Here is a 24,684-nt window from a genome sequence, read left to right on the forward strand (position 1 = left end):
AAGGGAGTCTCTGCCGCTGCAAACACCAGCCCTGAACGGGATTCGGTCTCAACCAACGGTGGTACCGCTGGGGCATCGGCCAGCACCAGCTGAATCCGCAGGGGCGAACCACTAATTTCCATGGTGCAGACGGCAGCGTCCGATTGCAACTTTGGTGCAGATGTATCGCAGCGCCATTCGCTTCAACGGCCTGGAGGCCGCAAATGAATCGGATGTGCTGCGTATCTACCGCTAGAAACCGCAGCACATTGGAGACCAGCCGCCAAAATGGGCGAGGTTTAGAAGATGAGAAGCGAGGGCCGAGACGAATGTTAGTCCGAAGTTGAAGGTGGCTGCGAGGTTGAAATCCATCCGGAAATATCGCGAAGTTCTGGGAATTTCCCTTCCCATCGCTGGAGTACAACTCGCCGGAGTTGCATTGACCACCACGGACGTATTGATGCTGCAGTCCGTGGGCGTACTGGCGATAGCCGGCGGCGGCCTAGCGATGCAGCTTTACAACCAGATCCGCACGATGTGCGTGGGCATGGTGACGGCCGGGGCAAATCTTGTGGCTGAAGCAGCAGCAAAAATGGAAAAAGAGAAAACCTCTTGTCAAAATTGCGAGGCGGGAGCAGAACAGATCCGGCGGGCTGTGCGCTCCTCCTTCGCGGTGGCCACTGGCACTGCAATTCTCGGCGCGTTACTGGTCATCGCCCTAGGCGGATTGGTCCTTGTTCTGCCCATCGACAAGCACGTTGCCCAACTCACCTTCGCCATGACCCTTGCGCTCGCACCCGGGTTAGTCCCGATGATGTGGCTCAACGTCCTGCGCCAATTCGCCGTGGGCATGCGAAAACCCGGCTCCCTGTTAACCATCACGCTGATATCGATATTTATAAATATCGCATTGAACTGGTTATTTATGACATGGGCAGCCTCGGATCACTGGAAGGTAGCGGGCATCGGGCTTTCTACAACTGTCATCCAACTGCTTACCTTCCTGGCCTTCCGGATTGTGGTACTGCGCATTCCCGAGCTACAGCCCTATTTCCACATCCTTCCGTGTAAAGGAGATGGGGAGACTATCTGCCGCCTCGTCCGCCTCGGGGTACCAGTCAGTCTGACCTATGGCTCGGAGGCTGCAATAACAACCATCGCCGGTTTAGTGATGGGGACCTTTAGCCCACAGATGCTAGCGGCGCACAATATTGTGAACCAACTGGCGTACATCGTTTACCAAGTGTGCATCGGCTTTTCTCACGGCGGCTCGGTGCTGATCACAAGGGCTCGGGCCGAGAGTGCCGACTCAGTGCGCGAGATTACCCGACGCATATTGTTCGTCGTGGTCACGTATCTGGGAATAATGGGCGCGCTGTGGCTTCTGTTGGGCAGGTGGGTACTGCATCCTTTCTTAAAAGAGGCAGATCCCACCACCTTTCACATTGCCGTCCTGCTCCTATGTCTCGCGGTACTGCAACAGTTCGCCAAAGGAATCCAAAACGTGGCAGTGGGCCTACTGAGAGGCCTGAAAGACACCACCTCAGGGCTACGCTGCACCCTCGTCGGGTACTGGCTGGTTGGCGTCCCCGGGATTCTGATATTTGGAAAGCTCCTCGGATGGGAAGGATATGGCGTCTGGTTAGGACTCATCATGGGTTTCGCAACCACGGCGGTACTGCTGCTACGCACATATTCCCGCCGACTGAATGAACTGACTTAACGGGAATGTTAGGGGGTAAAAGTTTCATCACCCATTGTAGATAAACAAAGGTATGGCTAACCTAATAGATCCACTTGGAAGAAAGGATTGCCTTGTCCCTCACGACAACTAGGGCTCGCGGTTTTAAAACCCCACGCGCCCCTCACCACCGAATGGCCCGCGTAGTCGCCTCAGCCGTCACCGCCACTGCCCTCCTTATGACCGCTGCCTGCAGCACTAACGATGAACAACAGACCGCAGATGACGGAGAAAAGCAACAGATCACCGACATTCTCGGGCGCGAAGTCGAGGTCCCGAAGAACGTCGATCGGGTCCTCATGGGCGGGCAACGGATGCTTTACACGACATCCATCCTCAACAAAGAAAACCCGCTCCAGGGCATCGTTGCCTGGCCAGATGACCTGGAGCAGAACGACCCTGGCACGTACAAGAAGTACGAACAGAAATTCTCAGAGATCGAAGATATTGAGCAAACTGGTGAAGTTTACGACGGCTCGATGTCCGTTGAGCAAGCTTTGAATTCCCGTCCAGATGTCTTCATTGTCTCCGCAAGCAGCTTCGAAGCCGCCCAGGATGCTGGCATCGTAGACGGTCTAGAAAAGGCCGGAATCCCCACGGTTACCGTCGATTACTTTACCGACCCGGTGAAGAACACCGCACCGAGCGTGCGCTTGCTCGGCAAGGTACTCGGCCACGAGAAGGAAGCGGAAGAGTATGCCGAGTTCTATGAGTCCAAGGTGAACATGGTTCAGGAGCGCCTAGAAAAAGCCAAGGCCACCCCCACACCGACCTTCCTCTGGCGAGCTCCCGGCTACTTCGACTGCTGCTCTACCTTCGCTAAGTCCAACCTAGCCCAAATTGTTAACGCAGCGGGTGGCGAAAACGTGGGCGACGATATGATCGACGCCAAGCAGGGGCAAGTCTCTCCCGAGGCGCTAGCTGAAAAAGACCCAGACGTCATCATCGCCACCGGCGCAGACTGGACCGGCGCCAAGCAGCAGCCAAAGAAGAATGGCTTTGTACCCCTGGGCTACGACGAGTCCACCGAACAGGCAGCCAAAGACTTCCAACGCGTTGTTGACGGGCAACCTGTCCTTAAGGAAATGCGGGCGGTCAAGAACAAGCGGGCCTACGCTGCGTGGCATCACTTCTACGACTCCCCATACAACTACCTAGCCATCGAGTGGTTTGCCAAAGCCATGCACCCCGACCTGTTTTCCGATGTCGACCCGCAGGCCGATTTGGAAGAACTACATGAAAAATTCCTCCCTGTGGAGGCTAGCGGCACCTTCTGGACTGGTTTGCCATGAGCCACGGAGCACGAGCGCAATCAATTGCCACCGGAAGCGAGGTGGACGACCAAAACTCTACCCCGCAACGGCAACGCCCCCGGTCAAACTGGTACCGAACAGCTAGCAGGCGAAAGGTAGCGATCATCGCAGGGCTTACGGCCCTGCTATGCGTCACCATTGCCATAGATTTCCTCATCGGCAGCAGTTTGAACGCAAATGAGGCGCTCTACGTGCTCTTTCACCCCAGCGATTCCCGCCCAATTGACTGGCAGATCATCTTTGATATACGTCTGCCTATGACCGTCACAGCGGTGCTCATCGGTGGCACCCTCGCTGCTGCCGGCGCAGAGATGCAAACCATCTTGGATAACCCCTTGGCAGAGCCCTATACGCTGGGCATTTCCGCCGCTGCGAGCTTTGGCGCAGCCTTTGCCACCGTCTCAGGATTCACCGCGGCGGGAATCGGGGCAGCGCTGGGAATGGCGGGCAGTGCTTGGGTCTTCGCCCTCGCGGCCTGTGCGGTGATCGTCCTATTCTCTCGGTCAAAGAGCTCTGGTACCGAGGGAATGATTCTGCTGGGCATAGCCATCGTGTTCCTCTTCGATGCTCTACTAGCGCTAATGCAGTACCTCGCCTCGCAGACCCAATTAGAGCAGGTGGTTTTCTGGACCTTGGGCAGCCTTACGCGCGCTACGTGGCCTCAGATCGGCCTTCTCGCGGTCATCTCACTAATCGGAATTGCTTACTTCTACCGCAATGCGTGGACGCTGACCGCGTTTCGAATGGGCGACGACCGCGCTAGGTCCATGGGTATCAATATCCCAAAGCTGCGCACGTACACGCTGGTGGGAGTCTCCCTTATGGCGGCAACTGCCGTTTCGATGGCCGGGACAATTGGTTTCATCGGACTCGTCGGCCCACATATCGCCAGGATGCTCGTTGGTGAGGACCAACGCTTCTTCCTCACCACGTCCATCATCTCAGGTGCGCTTTTGCTGACCTCAGCCTCAGTGGTATCCAAGCTGATCCAGCCTGGGGCGATTCTGCCTGTCGGCATCATCACCGCGATTGTGGGCGTTCCCGTGTTCGTCGTCCTCATTGTTTTGCGACGCCGCCCCCGAACTGTCTCCTCAACCTAATGATCGCCTCTCCCAGTACTTCCTGCCCCAGAAAGGACCCCCTCGTGGAACAACCGCCCACGGTTCCGCCAGAACCCACACTCCGGGTAGATAACCTGTGCTTTTCCCATGGAGACGAACAGATACTGAATGACGTATGTCTCCCAAAGATCGAAGCTGGAACCGTCACCGCCCTCGTCGGCCCTAATGGCGCTGGTAAGTCGACTTTGCTGCGCTGCATGGCTAACCTATGCCGATTCAGCGGCGACGTCACTGGGCCCGAGGCAGTATATTTGCCACAGGATCCCCCGCCGGAAAGCACCCTTACCGTATTCGAATCGGTACTTCTGGCACTCCAGCATTCCCGGACGGGATTCAGCGGACTACGGGTAGCCACATCCACACAGGACCGAGTCAGCTCGGTCCTCACGCGGCTGGGGCTAGAAGACCTAGAATCCCGAACAATGTCCCAGCTCTCCGGCGGCCAGCGTCAATTAGTAAGCTTCGCCCAGGCCATCGTATGCCGGCCGCAGGCATTACTACTGGACGAGCCAACCAGCGCTCTTGACCTAAGAAATCAGCTCATCCTCATGGAGCATATTCGCGCCTATGCAGCTGAAGCACCCGCGGCGGTCGTGGTTTCGATGCACGATCTTTCACAAGCAGCGCGCTTCGCTCACCGCATTGCGGTACTCCACGCGGGCACTGTATACGCACACGGAGCAGCTAAGGACGTGTTAACCGCAAAAATGTTGCGTGAAGTCTACCGCGTAGATGGAAAAGTCACCCTTACTGATGACGGTTCTGCAGCAATCACCACATCCAGAGCCATATAAGGGGCTTGAAGTGCCCCGAGTTTTGTTCCTAGGCATGTTCCTTGATTTCTATTATTCCCTGTTGCGGGTTCTTCTTCCACAATTCGGTTTCCACCTCGGCTGGGGTTCGATATCCCAGGCTTTGGTGGAGCCTTACCTCGTTCCACCATGACACCCACTCGAACGTCGCGATTTCTACCTCGACAACATCATTCCACCTGCGAGTATGGATGAGCTCATTCTTGTAAGAGCCGTTAACGTTTTCAGCTAGAGCATTGTCATTTCAGTCACCGACGGTCCCAGTGGAAGCGGCAATCCCGTGCTGGGCGAGACGCTGGTTGTAGACAACGCTGACGTACTATAAGCCGTGATCCGAATGGTGAATAAGGCCTGTTGTTTCCTTCGCGCTCACAATCGCTTGGTTGAGTGCTTGCAGCGGTAATACCTCGGTGCGCATCGAGTCCGATAATGCCCATCCGACGATCCGCCGGGAGTAAACGTCAGTGACAAACGCGGTGTACACAAAACCCTTCTTCGTACGCACGTAGGTAATGTCGGCCACCCACAGCTTGTTTAAGGCCTTGGGCTTTGAACTCACGCTCGACCAAATCCGGGCGCAGATCCGGCCTGTTGAGGTGTACGGGTTGTGATTGGTGATCCGCCTGTGCCTGTGCCAGAAACACCAGCTAGGCGCATCAGCCGGGCGGTTTGCTCACGACCGATGTCGATTCCGTCACGGTCAAGCGCATGCCACATTGTCCGCACGCCGTAGACACCGTAATTATCCCGATGAATGGCACCAATGCGTTCAATCAGCACAGCGTCACGAAGGCGACGAGCACTTAAGCCCACGGGCTTTGGACTGGCGATAACCACGCGAGGTGATAAACCCACCAGCCCGGTTAATCTTCAACTCCGGTGCAGATGAACTCGACAGAGAAATGATTCCGGTATTTATCGATGAACCGGATCATTTCTTAACGTTTGGGGCCTGGTCGTGAGGCGAAAAAGCTGACGCAGCCTTCAGCAACTCGTTGGTATCTCGAAGCTCTTGATTTTCGCGGCGTAGCCTGGCATTTTCGGTAGCCAAATCTTCAGGAACAGGTTCTGGGATGTTTCCCGCACGACGAGCAGGCTTAAGTCCATAGACGAGCCGTGTGCCATGAAACCCCCAACTTTGAAGCTACTGCCTAGCACGCGGGATGCATCGACATGCTTTCCGCCAAGATGCGGTCCTCCACGAGACGGACCACACGGTCCTTTGCATCCTGGTCAAATTTTCTTGGCATGTTCCAGATTTTCCCATCTACTCAAACGGAACAAAACCTGGGACACTTCAGTCGAGTTAAACGACAGATTGTGTTGGTGGGGGTTGGGGTTTAGCGTATGTGACCTTTACGTATTCCCATAGAGTGGTTGTAGGCAGTGTCGATGGCGCTGTCGTAGGTTGCTGGTCGGCCGTCTTCATGGCCGCTGGTGGCTTGTGTTTCCTGGTCGGCTAGGGTTTGTGCTTTGGCGAGTGCGTCCTGGCCCCAGTTTTGCTGCCTGGCGATTTCTACGGGGTCGTCAGGCAGCTGCGTGTGTAAGTACAGCCACCAGTCACAGGCGATGCGTTGTTGCTCGTCGCGCAGTCCTCGGTGGGCGTGCATCAGTTTCTTGATTTGCGAGTTCACTCCGCCTTCCAGGCTGTTGGTTGTGCGCTCTAAGCGTTGGCCTTCTTTAGCTTGGGTGAGGTAGGCAAAGAGGTGTCCGTGTTGACTCATTTTCTTCAGCTGTAGGTAGATTCCGCGGTGAACATCGTGGGTGTACCACCATTTTTTGTTGCCACGTTTGGATTTAGGAATCTGCTCGAAAGGGACGTCTTTGACGTAAGTTCTGGCTTTGAGCTGGGTGCTAAATACAGTGCCGAATTGGTGTAGCTTGGCAGTCCATTCGGCTGCTTCATCTAGGTTGGTAACGGCTAGCAGTTCGAAGGAAAGCCGTCGCAGTGCTTTGCCCATCGGCGAGGTGGGGTGCAGGCCTGTGGCGCGTTGAATGTTGCGTTTGACGTGGACAATGCAGCGTTGAACCGGGGTATCAGGCCACAGGCGGCGTAGTGCTTTAAGTCCTCCGGAATCCCCATCACAGGTCACCAGTTGTGGTGGGGCTAGTTCGTCCAGCAGGCGCATGTATGACCAGGAGGATTCCTTAGTGCACCAGAACCAGTTGATGACATGGCAGGAGTCAGCAGCCACGACAAGGCACTTGGTGTTGAAGTAGGTGCCGTCGATGAAGATTTGATCGTAGATTCGCTGCTTATCAACGCTTCGGGGAGGTTGGATAAGCCAGAACGTTTTGAACCGGCGTTGCAGAGTTCGTGATGAAACTCCGCAGGTCTTAGCTGTCTCTGTCAGGCTGTGGCCTGACATGAGCCACGAGATGAAAAGGCGAAACCATTTTGCTTGAACTGCGTCGTCATTGGTGCGGGTGAAAGTGGCCTTGCAAGTGCGGCATCGCCATCGTTGGCGACCAGTACTTGTCGTTCCGTATTTGATGCACACCCTGCTACAGACGGGGCATCGAGGATGATTCTTACTCATCCTCTCATCGTGAACCTAGGCAGCTAGCACACCGGCACTTCCCCGGCAGTATTTCCGGCCCGAGACTGGGGTATCCCTCCGGATAAGTGAAATCATCCTAATACCAGCACGCCAGACCAGCTAACCATCCAACCTCACCAACACATCCTGTCGTTTAGGCCATTGTGGAAGCACGGTTTCCTGTGAGTTTTGGTACGTGAGCCCCGGTAATTTTGTTCAAGCGTCAGCAAAATAGGGGCGAAAGACGCCACAATGGCGAAGTTATCCACAGGTGGTGAGGAAGCCCTAGCGCGCGGTTGGTGCGCTCGCGCATGCTTCAGGCATGAGCACGTTTCACCTAGTTATCGCTGTTGGGGATTCCACGCTGCGAGCAGAGGCGGCATCCGCGGCAGCCGCCAGTACTGCGGAAGTGAGCACCGTGGAGGACCCACGGGACTTCTCCCGGCACCTGCCCAAGGCGGATGCCGTCTTGGCTGATTCGCTGACGGCTCGTCTCGTGGCGGGGCATCCGAGGGTGTATTTCTTGGCGCTGGATCCGGGGCCCATCGATTATGAGGCTGCGCTGTGCTGCCGCGCGACTGCCGCCTTCATTGTGCCCGCCCAATCGAAAGAGCTCCTGGGCGCACTAGCAGCAGACGCCACTCCGGAGACCACCGTGTCTACCGGCTTAACCCTGGCGGTGACCGGCTCCGCCGGAGGTTTGGGTGCATCAACGGTGGCGGTGGCGCTGGCCCGCGAGGCGGGCGCGGATCTCCTCGTTGATGCGAGCCCTTATTCCGGCGGCCTCGATTTGCTCACCGGAATTGAGAACAAGCCCGGCCCGCGGTGGCCGGATCTTGCCGCGGGGACTGGTTCGGTTGATGCAGCAGACCTTGTCCGTGCTTTGCCCGCCACCCCGGATGGCATCGCGGTTCTCTCGGCTGCGAGGTCATCCAGCGTAGAGGTGGTTCAGATGAGTAGCGCCCGGCGCGCGGCCATTATGCAAGCTGCGTGTTTATACCCGGGGACCGTGGTGGTGGATTGCCCGCCGTGGGATATCCCCGATGCGGCGGATCACGTGGTGGTGCTTACTGCCGCTGAGGTGCGGGCGGCCGCTGCCTGCGCGCAGCTAGTAGCTGAACTTCGCGCCCGGCCGCAGGAGTGCTCCGTCGTCGTGCGCAACCGCCAGTGGGCGGGCCTGGATGCCAGCGATATTGCCACGGTGACTCACGCGGATCCCATCGCTGAGTTGCCCACCATCCGTGGCCTGACGCGCACGGTAGAAACCAGTGGGCTGCCGAGCCAGCTGCCCCGGGCCCTTGCGCGTGCCGCGCGCCAGATGTGGGAGGCCGTGGCATGAACCTGATCGATACGATGCGCACCATCGTGGCCTCCGAGCCACAGCTGGCCCACGACGCCCCTGCTTTGGCGCGGCGCATTCGCCAGGAGGCTGGAGTCATCAGCGATGTCGATGTGCTCGACCTTCTGCAGCGCCTGCGCCACGATTCCGTGGGCTTGGGATTATTGGAGCCGGTCCTGTCGCTGCCGGGGCTGACCGATGTCGTTGTCAATGGCCCCGATTCCTGTTTCGTCGATTGCGGGCAGGGTTTGCAGCCGCGCGATATTGGCTTTGCCGACGACACCGAGGTTCGCCAACTGGCCACCCGGCTGGCTGCGGTGGCGGGCGTGCGGTTGGATGATGCGCAACCTTTTGCCGATGGGCGCCTGACCCGCCCCGACGGAACGAGGATTCGCCTCCACGCGCTGCTTGCTCCTCCCTCGGCAAGCGGAACCTGCATCAGCCTTCGTGTGTTGCGTCAGGCCCAAACCAGCCTGGAGGAACTGATAGCTAGTGGCAGCATTGATTCCAGCCTGGAGCACGTCCTGCGCGCCGTGGTTGAGCGGCGGGCGTCCTTCCTGGTTACGGGAGGGACAGGCTCAGGAAAGACGACGTTGCTCGCAGCCTTGCTGGGGTGTGTGCCCGCTACCGAACGCTTGCTCATCATCGAGGACACCCCGGAGCTTTCGCCTAATCACCCGCACGTTGTGACCCTGGTATCGCGCCGGGCCAACGCGGAAGGGCGCGGCGAGATCTCCATGTCGCTCCTGCTCCGCCAAGCGCTACGCATGCGCCCGGACCGCATCGTCGTTGGCGAAATCCGCGGCGCGGAGGTCGTGGAACTGCTTGCCGCGCTCAACACCGGGCACGATGGTGGTGCGGGCACCGTGCACGCAAACTCTGTTGATGAAGTGCCCGCCCGCATGGAGGCCCTCGCCGCTCTCGGCGGACTCGACCGCGTAGCACTGCATTCGCAGCTGGCGGCCGCCGTGCACGTGGTCCTCGGGATGGAGCGCACGCCGGAGGGGCGTCGGCTAGCGCACCTCGGTGTGCTGGAGGGAAACCCGGTTACACCGCAGCTGGTGTGGACGGCCGAAGACGGTCCGCTTCCCGGGTTTGCGCAGCTGTGTTCGCGGCTGGGGGTGGAACCATGATGTGGCTATTCCTCGCGGCGGCGTGTTTGCTCTCGCAGCCGCCTTCGGTGACGCGGCTGGAATCGCCGAAGCCTCGCTCGTTGGCACCCGCGGCTGTCTTTCTCGGGGTCGGGTGCTGTGTCTTCTTCGGCAGGCCCACTGTCGTGGTGGCGGTGGGCTGCATTGTGGTTTGTGCGCTGTGGTTTGCCAATGACCTGGCGGCGTCCCGGCGCGAGCGCCGTGGCGCGGAGGCGCTCGCCTCCTACTTCGGTTCTGTTGCCGCCGAGCTGCGGGCGGGATCGACAACGGCGGGCGCGCTTCGCCGGGGCGCCGACGCTCTTCCAGACTCCACCCCGGAGAACCTCCGCGCCGCGTTGATCACGGCTGCGGGTCTCGCGGCACAAGGAGGTTCGCCTGCGGTTGCTCTCAATGCACCGGAGGTTGCCCGCTATGCAGCGCTGCTCACGCTCTCGGGACGCCATGGCGTGGCGTTGGCGAACCTCATCGAGCAGGCTCAAAGTCAGCTGGATACCGCGCGCCGCCATGCCGGTGAGACCGCGGCCTCCTTGCAAGGGCCACAGGCCACCGCGGTCATCCTGGCGTCCCTGCCGCTGGCGGGCATCCTTATGGGTGGGGCGATGGGCGCCGATTCCTTGGGGTTCTTGCTCGGCGGTGGCCTTGGGGGCGTGCTTCTCGACATCGGCGTGGCCCTCGTCTGCGCCGGCTTTGCTTGGTCGCGTCTCATTCTGCGAAGGGCGGCGCAGTGATGGTCTTGACGTATATCTCCGCTGCATTCATGGCTGCGGCATTCGCTGTTACCTCTGCTGCACCGTCTGGACGAATAGCCCAGTCTGGCTCACGCACACCGCGTCCGAAGACGCCGCGTGATGGTCCCGAAACGGACTATAGTCCGCTCGATGCTGCCAGCGACCTGGAGCTCTTCGCCGCGTGCCTGGAGGCCGGTCTCTCCACGCGCAGTGCCGTGCTAGCTGTCGCCGAAGCCTCGCCGCAGTGGTCGGAGGCGGCCGCTCTCATCGGGGTGGGGGTGCCCATGAGTTCGGCATGGTCGGCGCTGGCCAGTCAACCGCATTTGGAAGAACTAGTGCGGCTTACGCAGCTGTCTGGCGAATCGGGTGCGGCTATGGCTACGGGGTGCCACCGGTTGGTGGCGCAGCTGCGTGCCGAAGCCTCGGCGCAAGCTACCGCGCGGGCGGAGCGCGCTGGCGTGTTCATTGCAGCACCGCTAGCGGTGTGTTTCCTTCCCGCATTCCTGGTCCTTGGGTTGATACCTGTCCTTATCAGCTTGGGCCAGCAACTCTTCTAGGGCAGTTCATTCCAATAACCGCTTAACTAACCACTCACCAACTCAGTACACGCAACCTTCATAAACACAAGAAAAGAAAGCTAGGTATATCATGCAGAAAAAGGTAAACTACCAGTCACTATTAGCGAATGATGATGGTATGTCCACGATTGAGTACGCCATGGGTTCGCTCGCGGCCGCGGCGCTTGCTGCGGTGCTCTATGCCGTGGTCAACGGTGGCGAAGTCACCAGCGCCATCACGTCCATCATCACCGACGCCCTGTCCAACACCCCAGGCTAATGCGCGCGCTTGATGACGCCGGCTCCGTCACCATCGAGGCGGCATTGTCGCTGTTCGCGCTCGTCATCGTTGCCGCGGGAATCGTGGGTGGCATCGCCACGTTGTCGGCCCACCTCGCTGCCGTTGACGCCGCGGGCGCTGCTGCTCGCTCCGCCGCCATTGGCGTGGATTTTCAACGCGAGGGAGTGACCGTGAATGTGAGCGAAGGCTCCGGGCTTATGACCGCTGAGGCCGCCGTGCCGGCACCGCTGGGGACCATGCGCGCGCAGGCGGTGTTTCCTGCGGAGATGGCAGCGGGTGGGAACAACGGGGTGCAGCCATGAGGCGTCGTCAGCGCAGATGGGCGAGACTCCTAGCGGGTGAGGACGGCTATGCCACCGTCGTCACCGCCGGGATCATCGCTGCAGTGGCGTCTCTGTTGTTGGCAGTCGCGGCAGTTGCTTCGCTCGTTGTGGCGCGGCACGAAGCGCAGGTGGCGGCGGACCTCGCCGCCGTGGCCGGTGCGTGGGAGGTAGCCAAGGGCAGGGACGCCTGCACGAAGGCCACAGAGATCGCCGCGCTCAACGGCGCGGAACTCGGCTCCTGCGACATCGATGGGCGCGACGTGGAGGTCACTGCCCGGCTGCGCGGGCGCAGCGCCATCGCCCGTGCTGGCCCAGTCTAAGACGTCATGGTCACCAGCGCGCCGAGGAGAGCTATAGCGCCTGCCTTGTCCAGAGGGTTGTTGCCGTTGCCGCATTTGGGGGACTGCACGCACGACGGGCAGCCGGATTCGCAGGGGCAGGAGCGCACGGCCTCGAAGGTGGCCTTGATCCACTCGGGGAAGCGGCGGAAACCTTCCTCGGCGAAGCCGGCGCCGCCGGGATGGCCGTCGTAGACGAAGACCGTGGGCAAGCCCGTATCGGCGTGCTGCGCGGTGGACACGCCGCCGATGTCCCAGCGGTCGCAGGTGGCAATGAGCGGCAGCAACCCAATGGCAGCGTGTTCAGCTGCGTGGAGGGTGCCCGGGGTGCGCCCGGCGGTGACTCCCATCGCTGCGAGTGCCAGCGGATCGATGGTGTAGGCCACCGCTCGGGTCACCAGGCGCTGCTCCGGCAGGTCAAGGGGGATATCCTCGCCCACGGAGCCATCGGGAAGCCGTACCTGGTAGCCGGTGACTTTGTCGGTCACCTCGACCTCCAGGCTGGCCACCCACAGGCCGGGGGCGTAGTTCACCAGGTCATCGGCCTCGCGCAGGATGCGGATGTCCGTCGTGGACTTCGGCTGCGTGGTGTAGTCCGGCGTTTTCGGCACGGCGAGGGCCACGCCCGGCTCGGCGGGAGCTGCGCCACCAGCGCTGCCAAGGTGCAGATCCTCGATGACAAAGCTCTCCCCACGGTGCAGATACACCGCGCCGGGATGCACCTGGCTTACCGCGCGGGCTAAATCGATGGTGCCGAGCAAGCGGCCATCGGAGGAATCCACAATCACGACCTCCTCGCCCGAGCCACCCCGCAGCGAGACGGCCGTGTGAGCGGTCTCCGGGGTGAGCTCGCTGGAGCCAGCCGGCAGGGGAGCGGCGAACCAGCCCTGCGAGCGCCGGCGCAGCAAGCCTTGCTGGGCTAGGTCGTGGACCACGTCTTCGGCGCGGAAGGCGGCCACGTCGGCGTCGCTTAGCGGCTTCTCCACCGCCGCGCAGTACACGTGCCCGGCCAGGATGTAGGGGTTGGCGGGGTTGAACACGCTAGCTTCCACCGGCCGGCCCAAGAGCGCTTCCGGGTGGTGGACCAGGTAGGTATCCATCGGTTCATCGCGGGCCACCAACACCACCAGCGAGCCCTGGCCACGGCGGCCCGCGCGCCCGGCCTGCTGCCAGAAGCTAGCAACCGTACCCGGGAACCCAGCAGTGACCACGGCATCCAACCCGCCGACGTCGATGCCCAGCTCCAAAGCCGAGGTGGTGGCCACGCCGAGCAGGGAGCCATCATCCAGCGCCTGCTCCAGCGCGCGGCGGTCCTCGGCCAGATACCCCGCGCGGTAGGCGGCAATCCGGCGCGCGAAATCCGGCCGGCCCAGCCTCCCGGAGAGCTCCTCCGCTGCCCGCAGCGCGGTGGTCTCTGCCGCACGCCGCGAGCGCACAAAGGTCAACGTCCGGGCGCCCTGCGCCACCAGCGCGGCCATCATCCAGGCCGCTTCCGTCGTGGCGGCGCGGCGCACAGGAGCGCCGTTTTGGCCTTCGATGCCTTCCATGAAGCCCGGCTCCCACAGCGCGACCGTCCGCGCACCCGTCGGCGCGCCATCCTCGGTTACAGGGAGAAACTCGCGCCCCGTCAGCCGTGCAGCATGCCGGGCGGGATCTCGCATGGTCGCCGAAGCCGCAATCACCACCGGCCGCGAGCCATAGTGCGCGCACAGCCGCAGCAAACGCCGCACCACGAGCGCCACGTTCGCCCCGAAAACCCCGCGGTAGGCGTGCGCCTCATCAATCACGATGAACTTCAAGTGCCGCAGCACCCGCGCCCACCGCTGGTGTGCGCCCAGCAGAGAAGAATGAATCATGTCCGGGTTGGAAAAGATGAACCGCGCCTGATCGCGGATGCCGGCGCGCGCTTCGGTGGGGGTATCACCGTCGTAGGGGGCGGGGTGGACGTCGTGAAGCGCGGCGATATTCTGCGTGAGCTCGAGCACCGTGCGCAGCTGGTCCGAACCCAGCGCCTTCGTTGGCGTGATGTAGAGCGCGCACGCGGTCGGGTCCTGCGCCAGGTGGGACAGGATGGGCAAACGGTAGCCCAGGGACTTTCCGGAACTCGTGCCGGTGGAGACCACCACATCGCGCCCCTCCCACGCGGCCTGTGCCACGGCGACCTGGTGGGCATAGAGCTTGGCGACGCCTTGCTCCTCCCACGCCGACCGCAACTCCGGCAGCACCCACTCTGGCCACTCGGCATAGCTCGCTGGCTGGGCGGGCAGGGTAGTGGAGTGTGTTAGCTCGGACTCGGGGAAACGCTCAACAAGGTGCTCGACGAGCTCCTCACCTAGAGGGTTCTCACTCACGCTTGCCTCCACTAATCTGCTGCAGGTGTCCAAACGTGGCACACTAGTGCACTAGTTTGCATTACTTTATTTCCGCAAAGGACAACTCATCATGGCATACGGTACCGTCAAGTTCTTCAACGCCGAAAAAGGCTACGGCTTCATTGAGCAGGAGGACGGCTCCGGCGACATCTTCGTGCACTACACCGAAATCCAAGGAACCGGCTTCCGTACCCTCGAAGACAATCAGCGCGTCTCCTTTGAGATTGGGGAAGACGCTAAAGGCCAGCAGGCCACCAACGTCGAGGTGGTCTAGGGGGATTCGGCGTAGCCGCGCCGGGTATCCCACCATTCCAGCAGCTTATTCTGGCCTTTCTGCAGGCCGAAGCCGATGATGACGGCGGCGATGATGGAAATGAGCATGGCTATCGCGGGTGAGCCGGAGAAGGCCACGCCGCCGAGATAACCAATGGCTAGAGCCTGTGCCACCCACAGCAGGACGCCGATGGTGTCGAAGAAGAAAAACAGTACCCACGGGTAGCGCATGGAGCCCAGCAGAATCGTCATGAAGAGCCGGGCTGAGGGGATGAAACGCGCAATGATGATGGCCGCGCCGCCGCTGCGCCGAATGTTGCGCTTGACCCACGTCAAGGCGTCATAAGCCTTCGTGCCTTTTTGGGCTCTATTAATAAGGGCAATGAGCCGGGTACCTAGGAGGAAGCACAAGTTATCCCCCAAAATGGCGGCAACCATGGCGACGAAAAACATGGTGGGGAGGTGGGGGAATCCTTGGGAACCAGACCAGGCGCCCACCATGTTGAGGGGAACCTCTGAAGGCAAAACAGGGAAGAAGCAGTCGAGGAAAATCAGCGAGCCCACCAGCGGATAAATCCACTGTGTGGCCATGATGACCTCGAACCATGCAGTAATAGACGCAATCACGCTGTCTCCCGGTTGTGTACTGTGAGGCGAATCCTCGGACGGCCAGTATAGACCCCCGGTTGTGTGGACGTGTACTGGCCTGAATAACTAGAGTGAACCTCTATCTGTGTACTCTAGGGGCAATTGCCCAGCAGAGGACTAGCCATCGGAAGGGATGAAGTCGAAGTGGCAGAAGCTACCGGCCCGGGGAAGACCCTGGTCATCGTCGAGTCAGCAACCAAGGCGAAGAAGATTCAGCCTTACCTCGGCGATAAGTACATTGTTGAGGCCTCCGTCGGCCACATCCGGGACCTTCCCCGCGGCGCTGCCGACGTCCCCGCCAAATATAAGAAGGAATCCTGGGCGCGCCTCGGTGTTAACCCGGAGGATAACTTCACCCCGCTCTACGTCATCAGCCAGGACAAGAAGAAGAAGGTCGCTGACCTCAAGGCCAAGCTGAAGCAGTGCGATCAGCTCTACCTCGCAACAGACCCCGACCGCGAGGGTGAGGCCATTGCCTGGCACCTGCTGGAAGTGCTCAAGCCCAAGGTGCCGGTGCGCCGCATGGTCTTCAACGAGATCACCAAGTCCGCCATCCTGGAGGCAGCAGAAAATACCCGTGAGCTCGATGAAAACCTCATCGACGCCCAGGAAACCCGCCGCATCCTGGACCGCCTCTACGGCTACGAGGTTTCCCCGGTGCTGTGGAAGAAGGTCATGCCGCGGCTATCGGCTGGCCGCGTGCAGTCGGTGGCTACCCGCGTCATCGTCGAGCGCGAGCGCGAGCGCATGGCGTTCATCCCCGCCGAGTACTGGGATCTCACGGCAACGCTGAAGTCCACGCCGGACTTCGACGCGCGCCTGAGCGCCCTCGACGGCAAGCGCGTGGCCGCGGGCCGCGACTTCAACGATAGGGGTCAGCTGAAGAGCGACGAGGTGGTCGTCGTCAAGCAGGCCCAGGCGGAGCAGCTGGCCAGCGCGCTGGAGGGCTCCACCATGACCGTGGCCAGCGTTGAGCACAAGCCCTATTCGCGCAAGCCTTCCGCGCCGTTTATGACCTCGACCCTGCAGCAGGAGGCGGGTCGGCGCCTGCACTACACCTCGGAGCGCACGATGCGCATTGCGCAGCGCCTCTACGAGAACGGTCACATTACCTATATGCGTACCGACTCGACCTCCCTGTCTAAGCAGGGCCTGGACGCGGCACGTGAGGCGGCGACGTCCATTTTCGGCGCCGAGTTCGTGGCCGACGGGCCGCGCACCTATGACCGTAAAGTGAAGAACTCCCAGGAGGCCCACGAGGCCATCCGCCCGGCCGGTGAGCGTTTTGCCACCCCGGGCCAGCTGGCCGGGCAGCTCGACGCCGAGGAGTACAAGCTCTACGAGCTGATTTGGAAGCGCACCGTGGCCTCTCAGATGGCCGATGCCAAGGGAACGTCGATGAAGGTGACCGTGCAGGCATCTGCCGATGGCCACGACGTGGACTTCTCCGCCACCGGCCGCACGATTACCTTCCCGGGCTTCCTCAAGGCTTATGAAGACGTTGCGGCGAAGGGCTCGAACGAGGAATCCCGCCTGCCGCACCTCAACGAGGGCGATACGCTCACGACGTCCGCCGTTACTGCCGACGGCCACTCCACCAACCCGCCGGCGCGCTATACCGAGGCCAGCTTGGTGAAGAAGATGGAAGATTTGGGCATCGGCCGACCGTCGACGTACGCCTCCATCATCAAGACCATCCAGGACCGAGGCTACGTGCTCTCCCGCGGCAACGCGCTGGTGCCCTCGTGGGTTGCCTTCGCGGTGGTGGGCCTGCTGGAGAATAACTTCACCGAGCTGGTGGACTATGACTTCACCTCCTCCATGGAGGATGAGCTCGATGCCATTGCCGCCGGTTCGGAGAACGGCACGGATTGGCTGACTAACTTCTACTTTGGCAACACCGAGGCCGGCGAGCGCAAGGCCGCATCCATTGCCCGCCACGGCGGCCTGAAGTCCCTGGTGGACATCAACCTGGAGGCTATCGATGCCCGCCAGGTCAACTCGCTGCGTCTCTACACCGACGCGGAAGGCCGCGATGTCTTCGTGCGCGTGGGCCGCTACGGTCCGTATATCGAGCGCGCCGTGGGCACCAACGAGGACGGCACGGTGGAGTACCAGCGCGCTAACCTCTCGGAGACGGTCACCCCGGATGAGCTCAACGAGGCCCTCGCAGAGAAGCTCTTTGCCACCCCGCAGGGCGGGCGTGAGCTGGGCCAGAACCCGGAGAATGGCCGCACCATCGTGGCCAAGGAAGGCCGCTTCGGTCCGTACGTGACCGAGCAGGTGCGTGACGACGAGCGCGAGAAGGCCGAGGCCGAAGCCGAGGAGATCGTTAAGGAAGAGCGCGCCGCGGAGGACGCCCAGCGCGCGGCCGAGGGCAAGCGCGCGAAGAACTGGGAGACCAAGACTGCGGCGAAGCAGAAGGAAAAGCGCATTGCTGAGTACGTTGAGGAGAAGCTCAAGCCGGGTACGGCCTCGCTCTTTGCCTCGATGGAGCCGTCCAGCGTCACGCTGGAGGAAGCACTCAAGTTGTTGAGCCTGCCGCGTGAGGTGGGCGTGGACCCCTCGGACGGCGAGGTCATCACCGCGCAGAACGGCCGCTATGGCCCGTACCTGAAGAAGGGCAAGGATTCGCGTTCCTTGGCCAAGGAGGAGCAGATCTTCTCCATCACCCTGGACGAGGCGCGCCGCATCTACGCGGAGCCGAAGCGCCGTGGACGCGCTGCCGCACAGCCGCCGATTAAGCAGCTGGGTGACAATGACGTCTCCGGCAAGCCGATGACGGTCAAGGACGGCCGCTTTGGCCCGTACGTCACCGACGGCACGACGAACGCCTCGCTGCGCCGTGGCGACGATCCGGAGCAGCTTACCGACGCCCGCGCCAACGAACTCCTCTCTGAGCGCCGCGCCAAGGAAGCCGCCAACGGGGGCACGAAGAAGAGCACCAAGAAGTCGACTAAGAAATCGACGAAGAAGGCCACCAAGAAGTCGACGCGCAAGGCGACCAAGAAGGCTACGAAGAAGCCCTCCCCGGGCACGAAGAACGTGGTCAAGGCCGGATCGCGCAGGAAGTAGTTAGGCCATGAAGACCAGCTTCGCGCGCGACATGCTGGACCGTACCCAGGAAGGTACTGCGGCTCTTTTGCGCGCGGTGGGCCCAGCCTTTGCTGGCCGCGATCACTTCACCCTCGGCGCGCTTGCCGCGGGGGAGACCGCCGCATGGTCGGGCCTGTTTACGTGGCGCACGCTGGGCACCGCGACGACGGTTGCAGCCCCTGTGGCCTTGGCCCTACGCCCCGACTGCTCACCAGAGACCCGCGTGGGACTCATCGCTGCTGCCGTGGGCCAAGCCGCCAAGTGCGGTAAACCAACGACATTCGGCGTGACGTGCGTGAGTGTGCAATACGCCTCCTTTGCGTGGGCGCTGCGCGATGCGCGCAATGATGCGTTGGGCTGGAGCTTGCGCACGGGCGCGTGGGCGGCTGGCATCGCGCTAGCTCGTACTCGCAGCGAACGCCTCGCCACGGCTGTCGCTGGAGTCCCAGCGGCTGCGCTTTCCGCGCTAGCCGGTGACCCAGCCTTGCGTGCTGCCGAATCTACGCAGGGGATTAGCCACGGCGCCAACCTTCTTCTGGCCTCTGAGGCTGCGACGGTGGCCCGAACGCGTGCGGCGCAGCTCCCTGCTGCGGGAAAGACTGTGGGAAAGCTCCTGGCTGCGGGCCAGTCGGCGGCCCAGACGGTAGGCCTGGTGCTGCTGGTGGATGGCCTGGCGCGGAAGGCACAGGGTTAGGCACAGCCCCCAACTCCGGGCGCATCGTCTTTCCATAAGACAAGCGGCGGTGGACCCACTCGAAAGGACCAGGCTTGCCTGCGGCCTCAAGCGCGCAGGCGATGAGAAGCGTTGCTAGCCACACGCCGGCGGCCAGCGCTGCCTGACCCGCGGCGCTGAACTCGGGTCCAATGTCGAGCGTGAAGGGGTAGACCAGCGCCAAGAAGAACACGGACTGCAGCACGTAGCCGGTCATGGAACGCTTACCCAGCGCAATCAACGGCCAAAGGAACCATGGGCGCGCACCACGACGCTGCAGGGGTTCCAAGGCAAGTGTCGCCGCCGCCACGATGCCTGGGCCGGTGAGCATACCGATGAAGCTATTTGCTGCGTTGAGAGGCTCCGCCAGTGCCGGATCAATGAATCCGCTGGCGGCCAAGCCCCACGGCAGACCGATGAAGAGGATGATGGCCGCGGTAATCGCCGTCCAGATCCAAAGCTCGCGGCGGTGTCCGCCCGCCAGCGTGCCGCGGCGCGCCCATACGAAGCCGACGAGCATCACGGGCAGCACAATGAAGCCGGTGAAGGGCATTGAGAGGAGCTGGGCGACCACCATGAAGGCTTGTTCGCCCAGCAACTCCCAGTAGTTTTGTGCGGAGGAGAATGCGCCAACATCAACCGTCGAGGTATCAATGAACGCGGAACCAATCCCCATGCCGATACCGATCAATACTGTGAGCCCGAAGAGCACATAGGCCACGATCATGAGGACTCTATCGGAGAGGAAAAGTACGAGCGCGATGAGAATGCCCATCATTCCGTACAACATCATGATGTCTCCCATAAACAGGAAAAGACAGTGCAGTGCTCCAAACAGCGCTAAGAACCCGTAGCGCTTCACAATCACCGTCCGCGCGCGGCCTAGCGGGAAACCTCGCCGCCACAAGCTCATCGCGATAAGCCCCACACCGAAGCCCAGCAACGTGGAGAACATCGGCAGGCCACGCACGTGGACGAACATGGCGGCAAAGACCACATAGATTTTGTCCGCGAGGGTCTCGACACCGCCAAAGTAGGCGTCAGGCCCCTCACCGCTGGTGGAGATCCACCCAGTGGTGATGTTGGCTAGAGCGATGCCCAGCAGGGCCATGCCGCGAGCGACATCGGGGACAAGGAGGCGAGGACTCGAAGTCTGGCGTGGTGGATGGGGCTGGTGTGGCTGTTGGGGCATGGCTCCGAAGCTACCAGAGTCACAAGGACTTGCTTATCCTTGGGCGCGTTCGGCCAACGTCGGGCGAATGGGGCGTGCCAACTGCGTCATGCGACGGCGCCCACGCAACTCAATGGATTTCATCAGTGTCCAGCGTGCTTGCTCGGCCTCGTTGGCTCCGCGCAGAGTGGCGGAGTTGGTGAGCACTTGTCCCGGCGTGTCCTTGGCCAGTTCGGTCAGGCGGGCGGCCTCGTTGACGGCGTCCCCAATCACGGTGTACTCAAAGCGGTCCGCACCACCAATGTGGCCGGCTACCACGTGGCCCGCGGCCACGCCGATGCCCGCCTGCAGCTGCAAACCGCGCAGTTCCTGACGCAGCTCGCGGGCAGCCTGCAGCGCCATGGAGTTGGCATCATAGACCGTGAGTGGCGCGCCGAAGACGGCTAGGGCGGCGTCACCCTGGAATTTGTTGATGATGCCCTTGTTGCGGTGCACCACCTCGACGACGTGCTCGAAGAATTTGTTGAGCTCCTCCACGACCTCTTCCGGGGTGTGGTTGACGGCGAAGGTGGTGGACCCGATGACGTCGATAAACAGCACGGCCACCTTGCGGTCCTCGCCGCCGAGTTCCGGGCGTTCTTCCAGAGCACGCTGGGCTACCTCGGTGCCGACATAGCGGCCGAAGATATCGCGCACGCGCTGGCGCTCACGCAGGCCGCGCATCATTTCGTTGAAGCCGGCCTGGAGAACACCGAGTTCGGAACCATCGTAGATATCCACCTGGACATCGGTCTCGCCGCGGCGCACGCGGTTAATGGCGTCCTGCAATTCCAGGATGGGGTCCACCACGCTCATCATGGCGAACATGGTGCCGATAAGCCCCGTACCTAACGCGGTGATGCTCAGCGCGATGATGGCGGGAATAATATCGGAGGTATCAGCGGTGAACATCCCCGATTTCTGGCCCACGTGGACCAAGATGATGCCGATGAGCGGGATACCGGAAGTCATGAGCCACGTGGACATCAGGCGGTACTTAATTGGCGGCTCCAACGTGGAATCCTCGAAGCGCCGCGCCACGGCCTCCGCCGCGACGGGCCGCACAAGGCGCTCTGCCTGTAGATAGGTGAGCAACACCACGAGGGCACCGGCCAGCGTGGAGGACACTCCCACCACGATTCCCAAGCTCGCTGATTGTTGGCCGGCGAGCACCACAGCCAGGATGATGCCGAGCAACCACACCATAGCGGCAACCCCGGCCTGGTAAATGGGGATGCGCAGCACGAGGTTGCGAACCATGTTGGGGTCGTGGGCCGTGGGGTTGCGTTGCCAATCCAGTACTGGCCGGAAGATGCGCAACGTTACCGCAATGCCGATGATGACGGCGAAGATGACAAAGAGTGAACCGTAGGTCCACAGGTGCGGGGTATCGGAGATGAACTCCGAAATCTCCGGCATGGGGAGGAAGAAGACCACAAAGGTCATAATCGCGATGGCGCCGATGATGTTGGCGCCCAAGACGAGCGCGGCGTACATCGGCCATTGGGTGCTCCACAACCAGCGGGCGCCACGCATCAGTCTATTCATGGTTAATCACTTTAGTTATCCCAGTAGGCTAGGGCGAGTGAACACCTCCAGCGTTGCCGAAAGGCTTGCCGACGCCCCCTCCGTCGCCCACACCATCCTCAGTGCTGCCCGCGCGGCACGCGGCGAGGGTGACCCGCGCGCGATGAGCCATTCCTGGCTGTTAACAGGCCCTCCCGGTGCTGGGCGCTCACTGGCCGCGCAATGCTTTGCCGCAGCGCTCATGTGTACTTCTGCCGACGCGAACGGCGACCCCGGCTGCGGGCGCTGCCCGTCCTGCCAGAGCGTTTTGGAGAATCAAGAGCACACCGACTTGGTCTACGTGGACCCCAAGGAACAGTTCATCACCGTCGGCGAGGCGCGTGAGGTTATCGGGCGCGCGGCCAGCCTGCCCAGTGTGGCGCCGTGGCGCGTGGTCATCTTTAACAAAGCCGACCGCCTGCGCAACGAGGCCGCCAATGCGTTGCTCAAGACCGTGGAGGAGCCGCCGGAGCGCACCGTCATCATTATGGTGGCACCCTCAGAGGACCCGGAGGACTTCTCGGTCACTCTGCGCTCCCGCTGCCGGCACCTTTATATCCCGGCGCCGAGTGTGGAGGGCGTCGTTAAGCAGCTCGTTGCCGAAGGCGCCAGCGAGGATGACGCGCGCCTAGCCGCCGTGACCACCCTGCGCCACGTGGGGCGTGCGCGACACCTCGTCAAAGACCCGGCCGCACAAAAGCGCCGTGCCATGGCCATCAACCTGGCTGAGGACGTCTTCCACGGCTCCCAGGCCTTCCAGTCTGTCACCGCGTTGCTGAAATTCATTGAGAAGGACGCTAAGGACTCCCACGCGGAGGCAGAGGAGGCGGAGCGCTCCAAGATTGAGCAATCCTTCGGCGTTGGTGCCAAAGGTAAAGGCGCGGCCAAGGCACAGCGCGACGCCCGCAGTGCCCTGAAGGACCTGGAGGATCTCCACAAGAAGCGCGCTAAGCGCCGCATTGCTGACGGCCTCGACATCGCCCTCGTGGATCTCGCCGGCATTTACCGCGATGCGCTCATGCTCAAAGTTGGCGCTGAAGTGGAGATGACCCACCCGGACTTCGCGGGCCTAGCCGGTGAACTTGCTCAACGCGTGAGCGAAGACGGCCTGCTGGCCGCCCAGTCCGCTATCCGCACCTGCCGCGAGCAGCTGCCGCAGAACGTCACGCCGCAAGTGGCTTTCGACGGCATGGTGGGCCGCCTGCGCCTGGCCTGTGGCGCGCGCTAACCAGCACGTGTGCTGCGTGCACACTACAGGTGATAGCCCGATTTCTTTATCAGCCCAGGCCTAGGCTAAACTCTCAGGCGGTGCATATACACACTGCATCGTGCCGCCTTAGCTCAGTCGGTAGAGCATCTCACTCGTAATGAGAAGGTCGCGAGTTCGATTCTCGCAGGCGGCTCCACTTAGACGTCGGATTTGATAAGTACCCTTTTGCGTTAGCGAGTATCGCTTAGGGGGGTGTGAAAAATCGCTTGCGTTAGCGGGTTTGGGTTTTGCGTTAGCGGGTATCTTGTTTGCCCTAGTAAAATGCGTATTCAGGGTTTAACGCGCTAACGAAGCGTTAAACCTAAGGCCGTTTCACGAGGAGGTGTGTGGTGAGATCGTATGCGTCCGGCGATGAACTAGCCGCAGAGATTACTAAGCGTGGCGAACTTTTTATCGGCGAGTTCGTAGGCGTTCCTGGCGATGGTTGGGACCGGCTGGTTGACGGTGTTGACCGCACGCCCCGGCAGATGATCGCCTACCAGCTTGGCTGGATGGAATTACTGCTCGGCTGGGAACGTGACGAACAAGCCGGTCTTGACGTGGTGACTCCGGCACCTGGTTTTAAGTGGAATCAACTGGGCGGATTGTATGAATCGTTCTACCAACGCTGGGAGCAGGTATCTACTGAGGATTTGATCGACAGGTTCAAGATCCTGCTTGGTGAGATAGTCAAAATGGTGGGCGGTCTAACCGAATCAGAATTGTTTAGTTCGGGTCAGCGTGCGTGGGCTTCTTCCACCCCGTCGGCGTGGCCGGTGTGGAAATGGGTGCATATCAACACCGTCGCGCCATTTACGACGTTTCGCACCAAAATCAGGAAGTGGAAGAAACTGGCAGCCTGCTAGCAATAGGCACGGTGATTTCAGTGCCGATTCTGAAGACGAACTGGATCTCGTTGGCTCCGATAACGGCATGGTCGATAAGCGCTGTCCACTGGGATGGTTGAAAATGCTGGATGGGCTTGTCGGCCAACTGGGTGTAGGCGGTTTTGATCGCAGTGGCCTTGGCACTCTTGGCAGCAATCTCGGCCTCGATGGCTTGTTTGCGGCCCAGGGTTTTCTGGTATCGCGCTTCTAGCTGGGTGTAGCGGGCGAGGTATTGGTCCTGGTCTTGCGCTACCCGCTGATTTTCTGCAACCAATGATTCAATCTCGCTGGCAAGAGCGCGGATTTTCTCGTCTAGGCGCTTGGACTCCGCTTCGAGCTGGTCTGTATTAAACATGGCGTCGATGACCTGTGGTAGGTGGCTTTGTCCGCGATAGGACCTGACCCCTGTTTGGTAGACACCTGATATC

Annotated in this window: 20 protein-coding genes, 1 tRNA gene and 2 pseudogenes; 16 read left to right on the forward strand and 7 right to left on the reverse strand. The window is 61.2% G+C overall.

All coding sequences use genetic code 11. From position 1 onward, the window contains the following. Positions 1–340 precede the first annotated feature (340 nt). The 4 genes from HMPREF2932_RS06445 (at position 341) to HMPREF2932_RS06460 (ending at position 4,948) form a co-directional block, all read left to right on the forward strand. Entirely contained in the window at positions 341–1,702 is a 1,362-nt protein-coding gene (locus HMPREF2932_RS06445; protein ID WP_231732355.1) for an MATE family efflux transporter, read from the forward strand. Positions 1,703–1,854: 152 nt separating this feature from the next. Next, a complete protein-coding gene (locus tag HMPREF2932_RS06450; RefSeq protein WP_049156259.1) occupies positions 1,855–3,012 on the forward strand; it encodes an ABC transporter substrate-binding protein in 1,158 nt (385 codons plus the stop codon). Positions 3,013–3,053: 41 nt separating this feature from the next. Then, entirely contained in the window at positions 3,054–4,133 is a 1,080-nt protein-coding gene (locus HMPREF2932_RS06455; protein ID WP_049156286.1) for a FecCD family ABC transporter permease, read from the forward strand. Continuing rightward, the gene (locus HMPREF2932_RS06460; RefSeq protein WP_049156256.1) at positions 4,133–4,948 is read left to right on the forward strand and encodes an ABC transporter ATP-binding protein; all 816 of its coding nucleotides are present in this window, start codon (positions 4,133–4,135) and stop codon (positions 4,946–4,948) included. The genes HMPREF2932_RS06455 and HMPREF2932_RS06460 overlap by 1 nt, the downstream gene beginning before the upstream one ends. Before the next feature lie 28 nt (positions 4,949–4,976). Here the strand turns inward: HMPREF2932_RS06460 and HMPREF2932_RS13405 are convergent. Both HMPREF2932_RS13405 and HMPREF2932_RS06470 read right to left on the reverse strand, forming a co-directional pair. Then, positions 4,977–6,216: pseudogene (locus HMPREF2932_RS13405) on the reverse strand (IS3 family transposase). Positions 6,217–6,306: 90 nt separating this feature from the next. Beyond that, the gene (locus tag HMPREF2932_RS06470; RefSeq protein ID WP_070818237.1) at positions 6,307–7,506 is read right to left on the reverse strand and encodes an IS1249 family transposase; all 1,200 of its coding nucleotides are present in this window, start codon (positions 7,504–7,506) and stop codon (positions 6,307–6,309) included. A 322-nt stretch (positions 7,507–7,828) separates the two neighbouring features. Between HMPREF2932_RS06470 and ssd the strand changes: the two genes are divergently transcribed. The 7 genes from ssd (at position 7,829) to HMPREF2932_RS06505 (ending at position 12,225) form a co-directional block, all read left to right on the forward strand. Next, positions 7,829–8,845 carry a septum site-determining protein Ssd gene (ssd, locus tag HMPREF2932_RS06475; RefSeq protein ID WP_071409839.1) on the forward strand — a complete coding sequence of 339 codons (1,017 nt, stop codon included), beginning with the start codon at positions 7,829–7,831 and terminating at the stop codon, positions 8,843–8,845. Next, complete coding sequence (locus HMPREF2932_RS06480) at positions 8,842–9,978, forward strand: TadA family conjugal transfer-associated ATPase (RefSeq protein ID WP_070527737.1); 1,137 nt, start codon at positions 8,842–8,844, stop codon at positions 9,976–9,978. Before ssd ends, HMPREF2932_RS06480 begins: the two co-directional genes overlap by 4 nt. Continuing rightward, positions 9,975–10,724: a type II secretion system F family protein gene (locus HMPREF2932_RS06485; protein ID WP_070527731.1), complete on the forward strand. Its 750-nt coding sequence runs from the start codon at positions 9,975–9,977 to the stop codon at positions 10,722–10,724. Before HMPREF2932_RS06480 ends, HMPREF2932_RS06485 begins: the two co-directional genes overlap by 4 nt. Then, positions 10,724–11,281: a type II secretion system F family protein gene (locus HMPREF2932_RS06490; protein WP_070744911.1), complete on the forward strand. Its 558-nt coding sequence runs from the start codon at positions 10,724–10,726 to the stop codon at positions 11,279–11,281. The genes HMPREF2932_RS06485 and HMPREF2932_RS06490 overlap by 1 nt, the downstream gene beginning before the upstream one ends. Before the next feature lie 91 nt (positions 11,282–11,372). After that, the gene (locus HMPREF2932_RS06495; protein WP_010189925.1) at positions 11,373–11,561 is read left to right on the forward strand and encodes a DUF4244 domain-containing protein; all 189 of its coding nucleotides are present in this window, start codon (positions 11,373–11,375) and stop codon (positions 11,559–11,561) included. Next, a complete protein-coding gene (locus tag HMPREF2932_RS06500; protein WP_049157887.1) occupies positions 11,561–11,884 on the forward strand; it encodes a hypothetical protein in 324 nt (107 codons plus the stop codon). The genes HMPREF2932_RS06495 and HMPREF2932_RS06500 overlap by 1 nt, the downstream gene beginning before the upstream one ends. After that, on the forward strand, positions 11,881–12,225 hold the full coding sequence (locus HMPREF2932_RS06505) for an Rv3654c family TadE-like protein (RefSeq protein ID WP_071409840.1): 345 nt from the start codon (positions 11,881–11,883) through the stop codon (positions 12,223–12,225). The genes HMPREF2932_RS06500 and HMPREF2932_RS06505 overlap by 4 nt, the downstream gene beginning before the upstream one ends. On the opposite strand, the gene HMPREF2932_RS06510 is transcribed toward HMPREF2932_RS06505, so the two are convergent. Beyond that, the gene (locus tag HMPREF2932_RS06510) at positions 12,222–14,594 is read right to left on the reverse strand and encodes a DEAD/DEAH box helicase (protein WP_071409841.1); all 2,373 of its coding nucleotides are present in this window, start codon (positions 14,592–14,594) and stop codon (positions 12,222–12,224) included. The two genes, HMPREF2932_RS06505 and HMPREF2932_RS06510, sit on opposite strands and share 4 nt — an antisense overlap. 91 nt (positions 14,595–14,685) lie before the next feature. Here HMPREF2932_RS06510 and HMPREF2932_RS06515 point away from each other — a divergent pair, with 91 nt between their 5' ends. Continuing rightward, on the forward strand, positions 14,686–14,889 hold the full coding sequence (locus tag HMPREF2932_RS06515) for a cold-shock protein (RefSeq protein ID WP_010189920.1): 204 nt from the start codon (positions 14,686–14,688) through the stop codon (positions 14,887–14,889). Here the strand turns inward: HMPREF2932_RS06515 and HMPREF2932_RS06520 are convergent. Then, positions 14,886–15,479, reverse strand: a complete 594-nt coding sequence (locus tag HMPREF2932_RS06520; protein WP_371326336.1) for a DedA family protein — start codon at positions 15,477–15,479, stop codon at positions 14,886–14,888. The genes HMPREF2932_RS06515 and HMPREF2932_RS06520 overlap by 4 nt on opposite strands. A gap of 201 nt (positions 15,480–15,680) precedes the next feature. Between HMPREF2932_RS06520 and topA the strand changes: the two genes are divergently transcribed. Continuing rightward, complete coding sequence (gene topA / locus HMPREF2932_RS06525) at positions 15,681–18,611, forward strand: type I DNA topoisomerase (protein ID WP_071409842.1); 2,931 nt, start codon at positions 15,681–15,683, stop codon at positions 18,609–18,611. Between the two features lie 533 nt (positions 18,612–19,144). Here the strand turns inward: topA and HMPREF2932_RS06530 are convergent. Both HMPREF2932_RS06530 and HMPREF2932_RS06535 read right to left on the reverse strand, forming a co-directional pair. Continuing rightward, a complete protein-coding gene (locus HMPREF2932_RS06530; RefSeq protein WP_049157903.1) occupies positions 19,145–20,536 on the reverse strand; it encodes a DUF418 domain-containing protein in 1,392 nt (463 codons plus the stop codon). Between the two features lie 33 nt (positions 20,537–20,569). Continuing rightward, positions 20,570–22,102 carry an adenylate/guanylate cyclase domain-containing protein gene (locus HMPREF2932_RS06535; protein ID WP_049157906.1) on the reverse strand — a complete coding sequence of 511 codons (1,533 nt, stop codon included), beginning with the start codon at positions 22,100–22,102 and terminating at the stop codon, positions 20,570–20,572. Between HMPREF2932_RS06535 and HMPREF2932_RS06540 the strand changes: the two genes are divergently transcribed. From HMPREF2932_RS06540 to HMPREF2932_RS06550, 3 genes are all read left to right on the forward strand, one after another. Continuing rightward, entirely contained in the window at positions 22,101–23,348 is a 1,248-nt protein-coding gene (locus HMPREF2932_RS06540) for a DNA polymerase III subunit delta' (protein WP_080975148.1), read from the forward strand. The two genes, HMPREF2932_RS06535 and HMPREF2932_RS06540, sit on opposite strands and share 2 nt — an antisense overlap. A gap of 102 nt (positions 23,349–23,450) precedes the next feature. Then, positions 23,451–23,526 (forward strand) — tRNA-Thr (locus tag HMPREF2932_RS06545). Between the two features lie 193 nt (positions 23,527–23,719). Continuing rightward, positions 23,720–24,235 (forward strand): ClbS/DfsB family four-helix bundle protein, encoded by a 516-nt coding sequence (locus HMPREF2932_RS06550; RefSeq protein ID WP_034969882.1) that lies wholly within the window; start codon positions 23,720–23,722, stop codon positions 24,233–24,235. Here the strand turns inward: HMPREF2932_RS06550 and HMPREF2932_RS06555 are convergent. Further along, positions 24,204–24,684 (reverse strand): annotated as a pseudogene (locus HMPREF2932_RS06555) (DNA recombinase); the annotation flags it as partial. The gene HMPREF2932_RS06550 and the pseudogene HMPREF2932_RS06555 sit on opposite strands and share 32 nt — an antisense overlap.

The organism is Corynebacterium sp. HMSC074H12 (assembly GCF_001813755.1).
Taxonomy (GTDB): domain Bacteria; phylum Actinomycetota; class Actinomycetes; order Mycobacteriales; family Mycobacteriaceae; genus Corynebacterium; species Corynebacterium hiratae.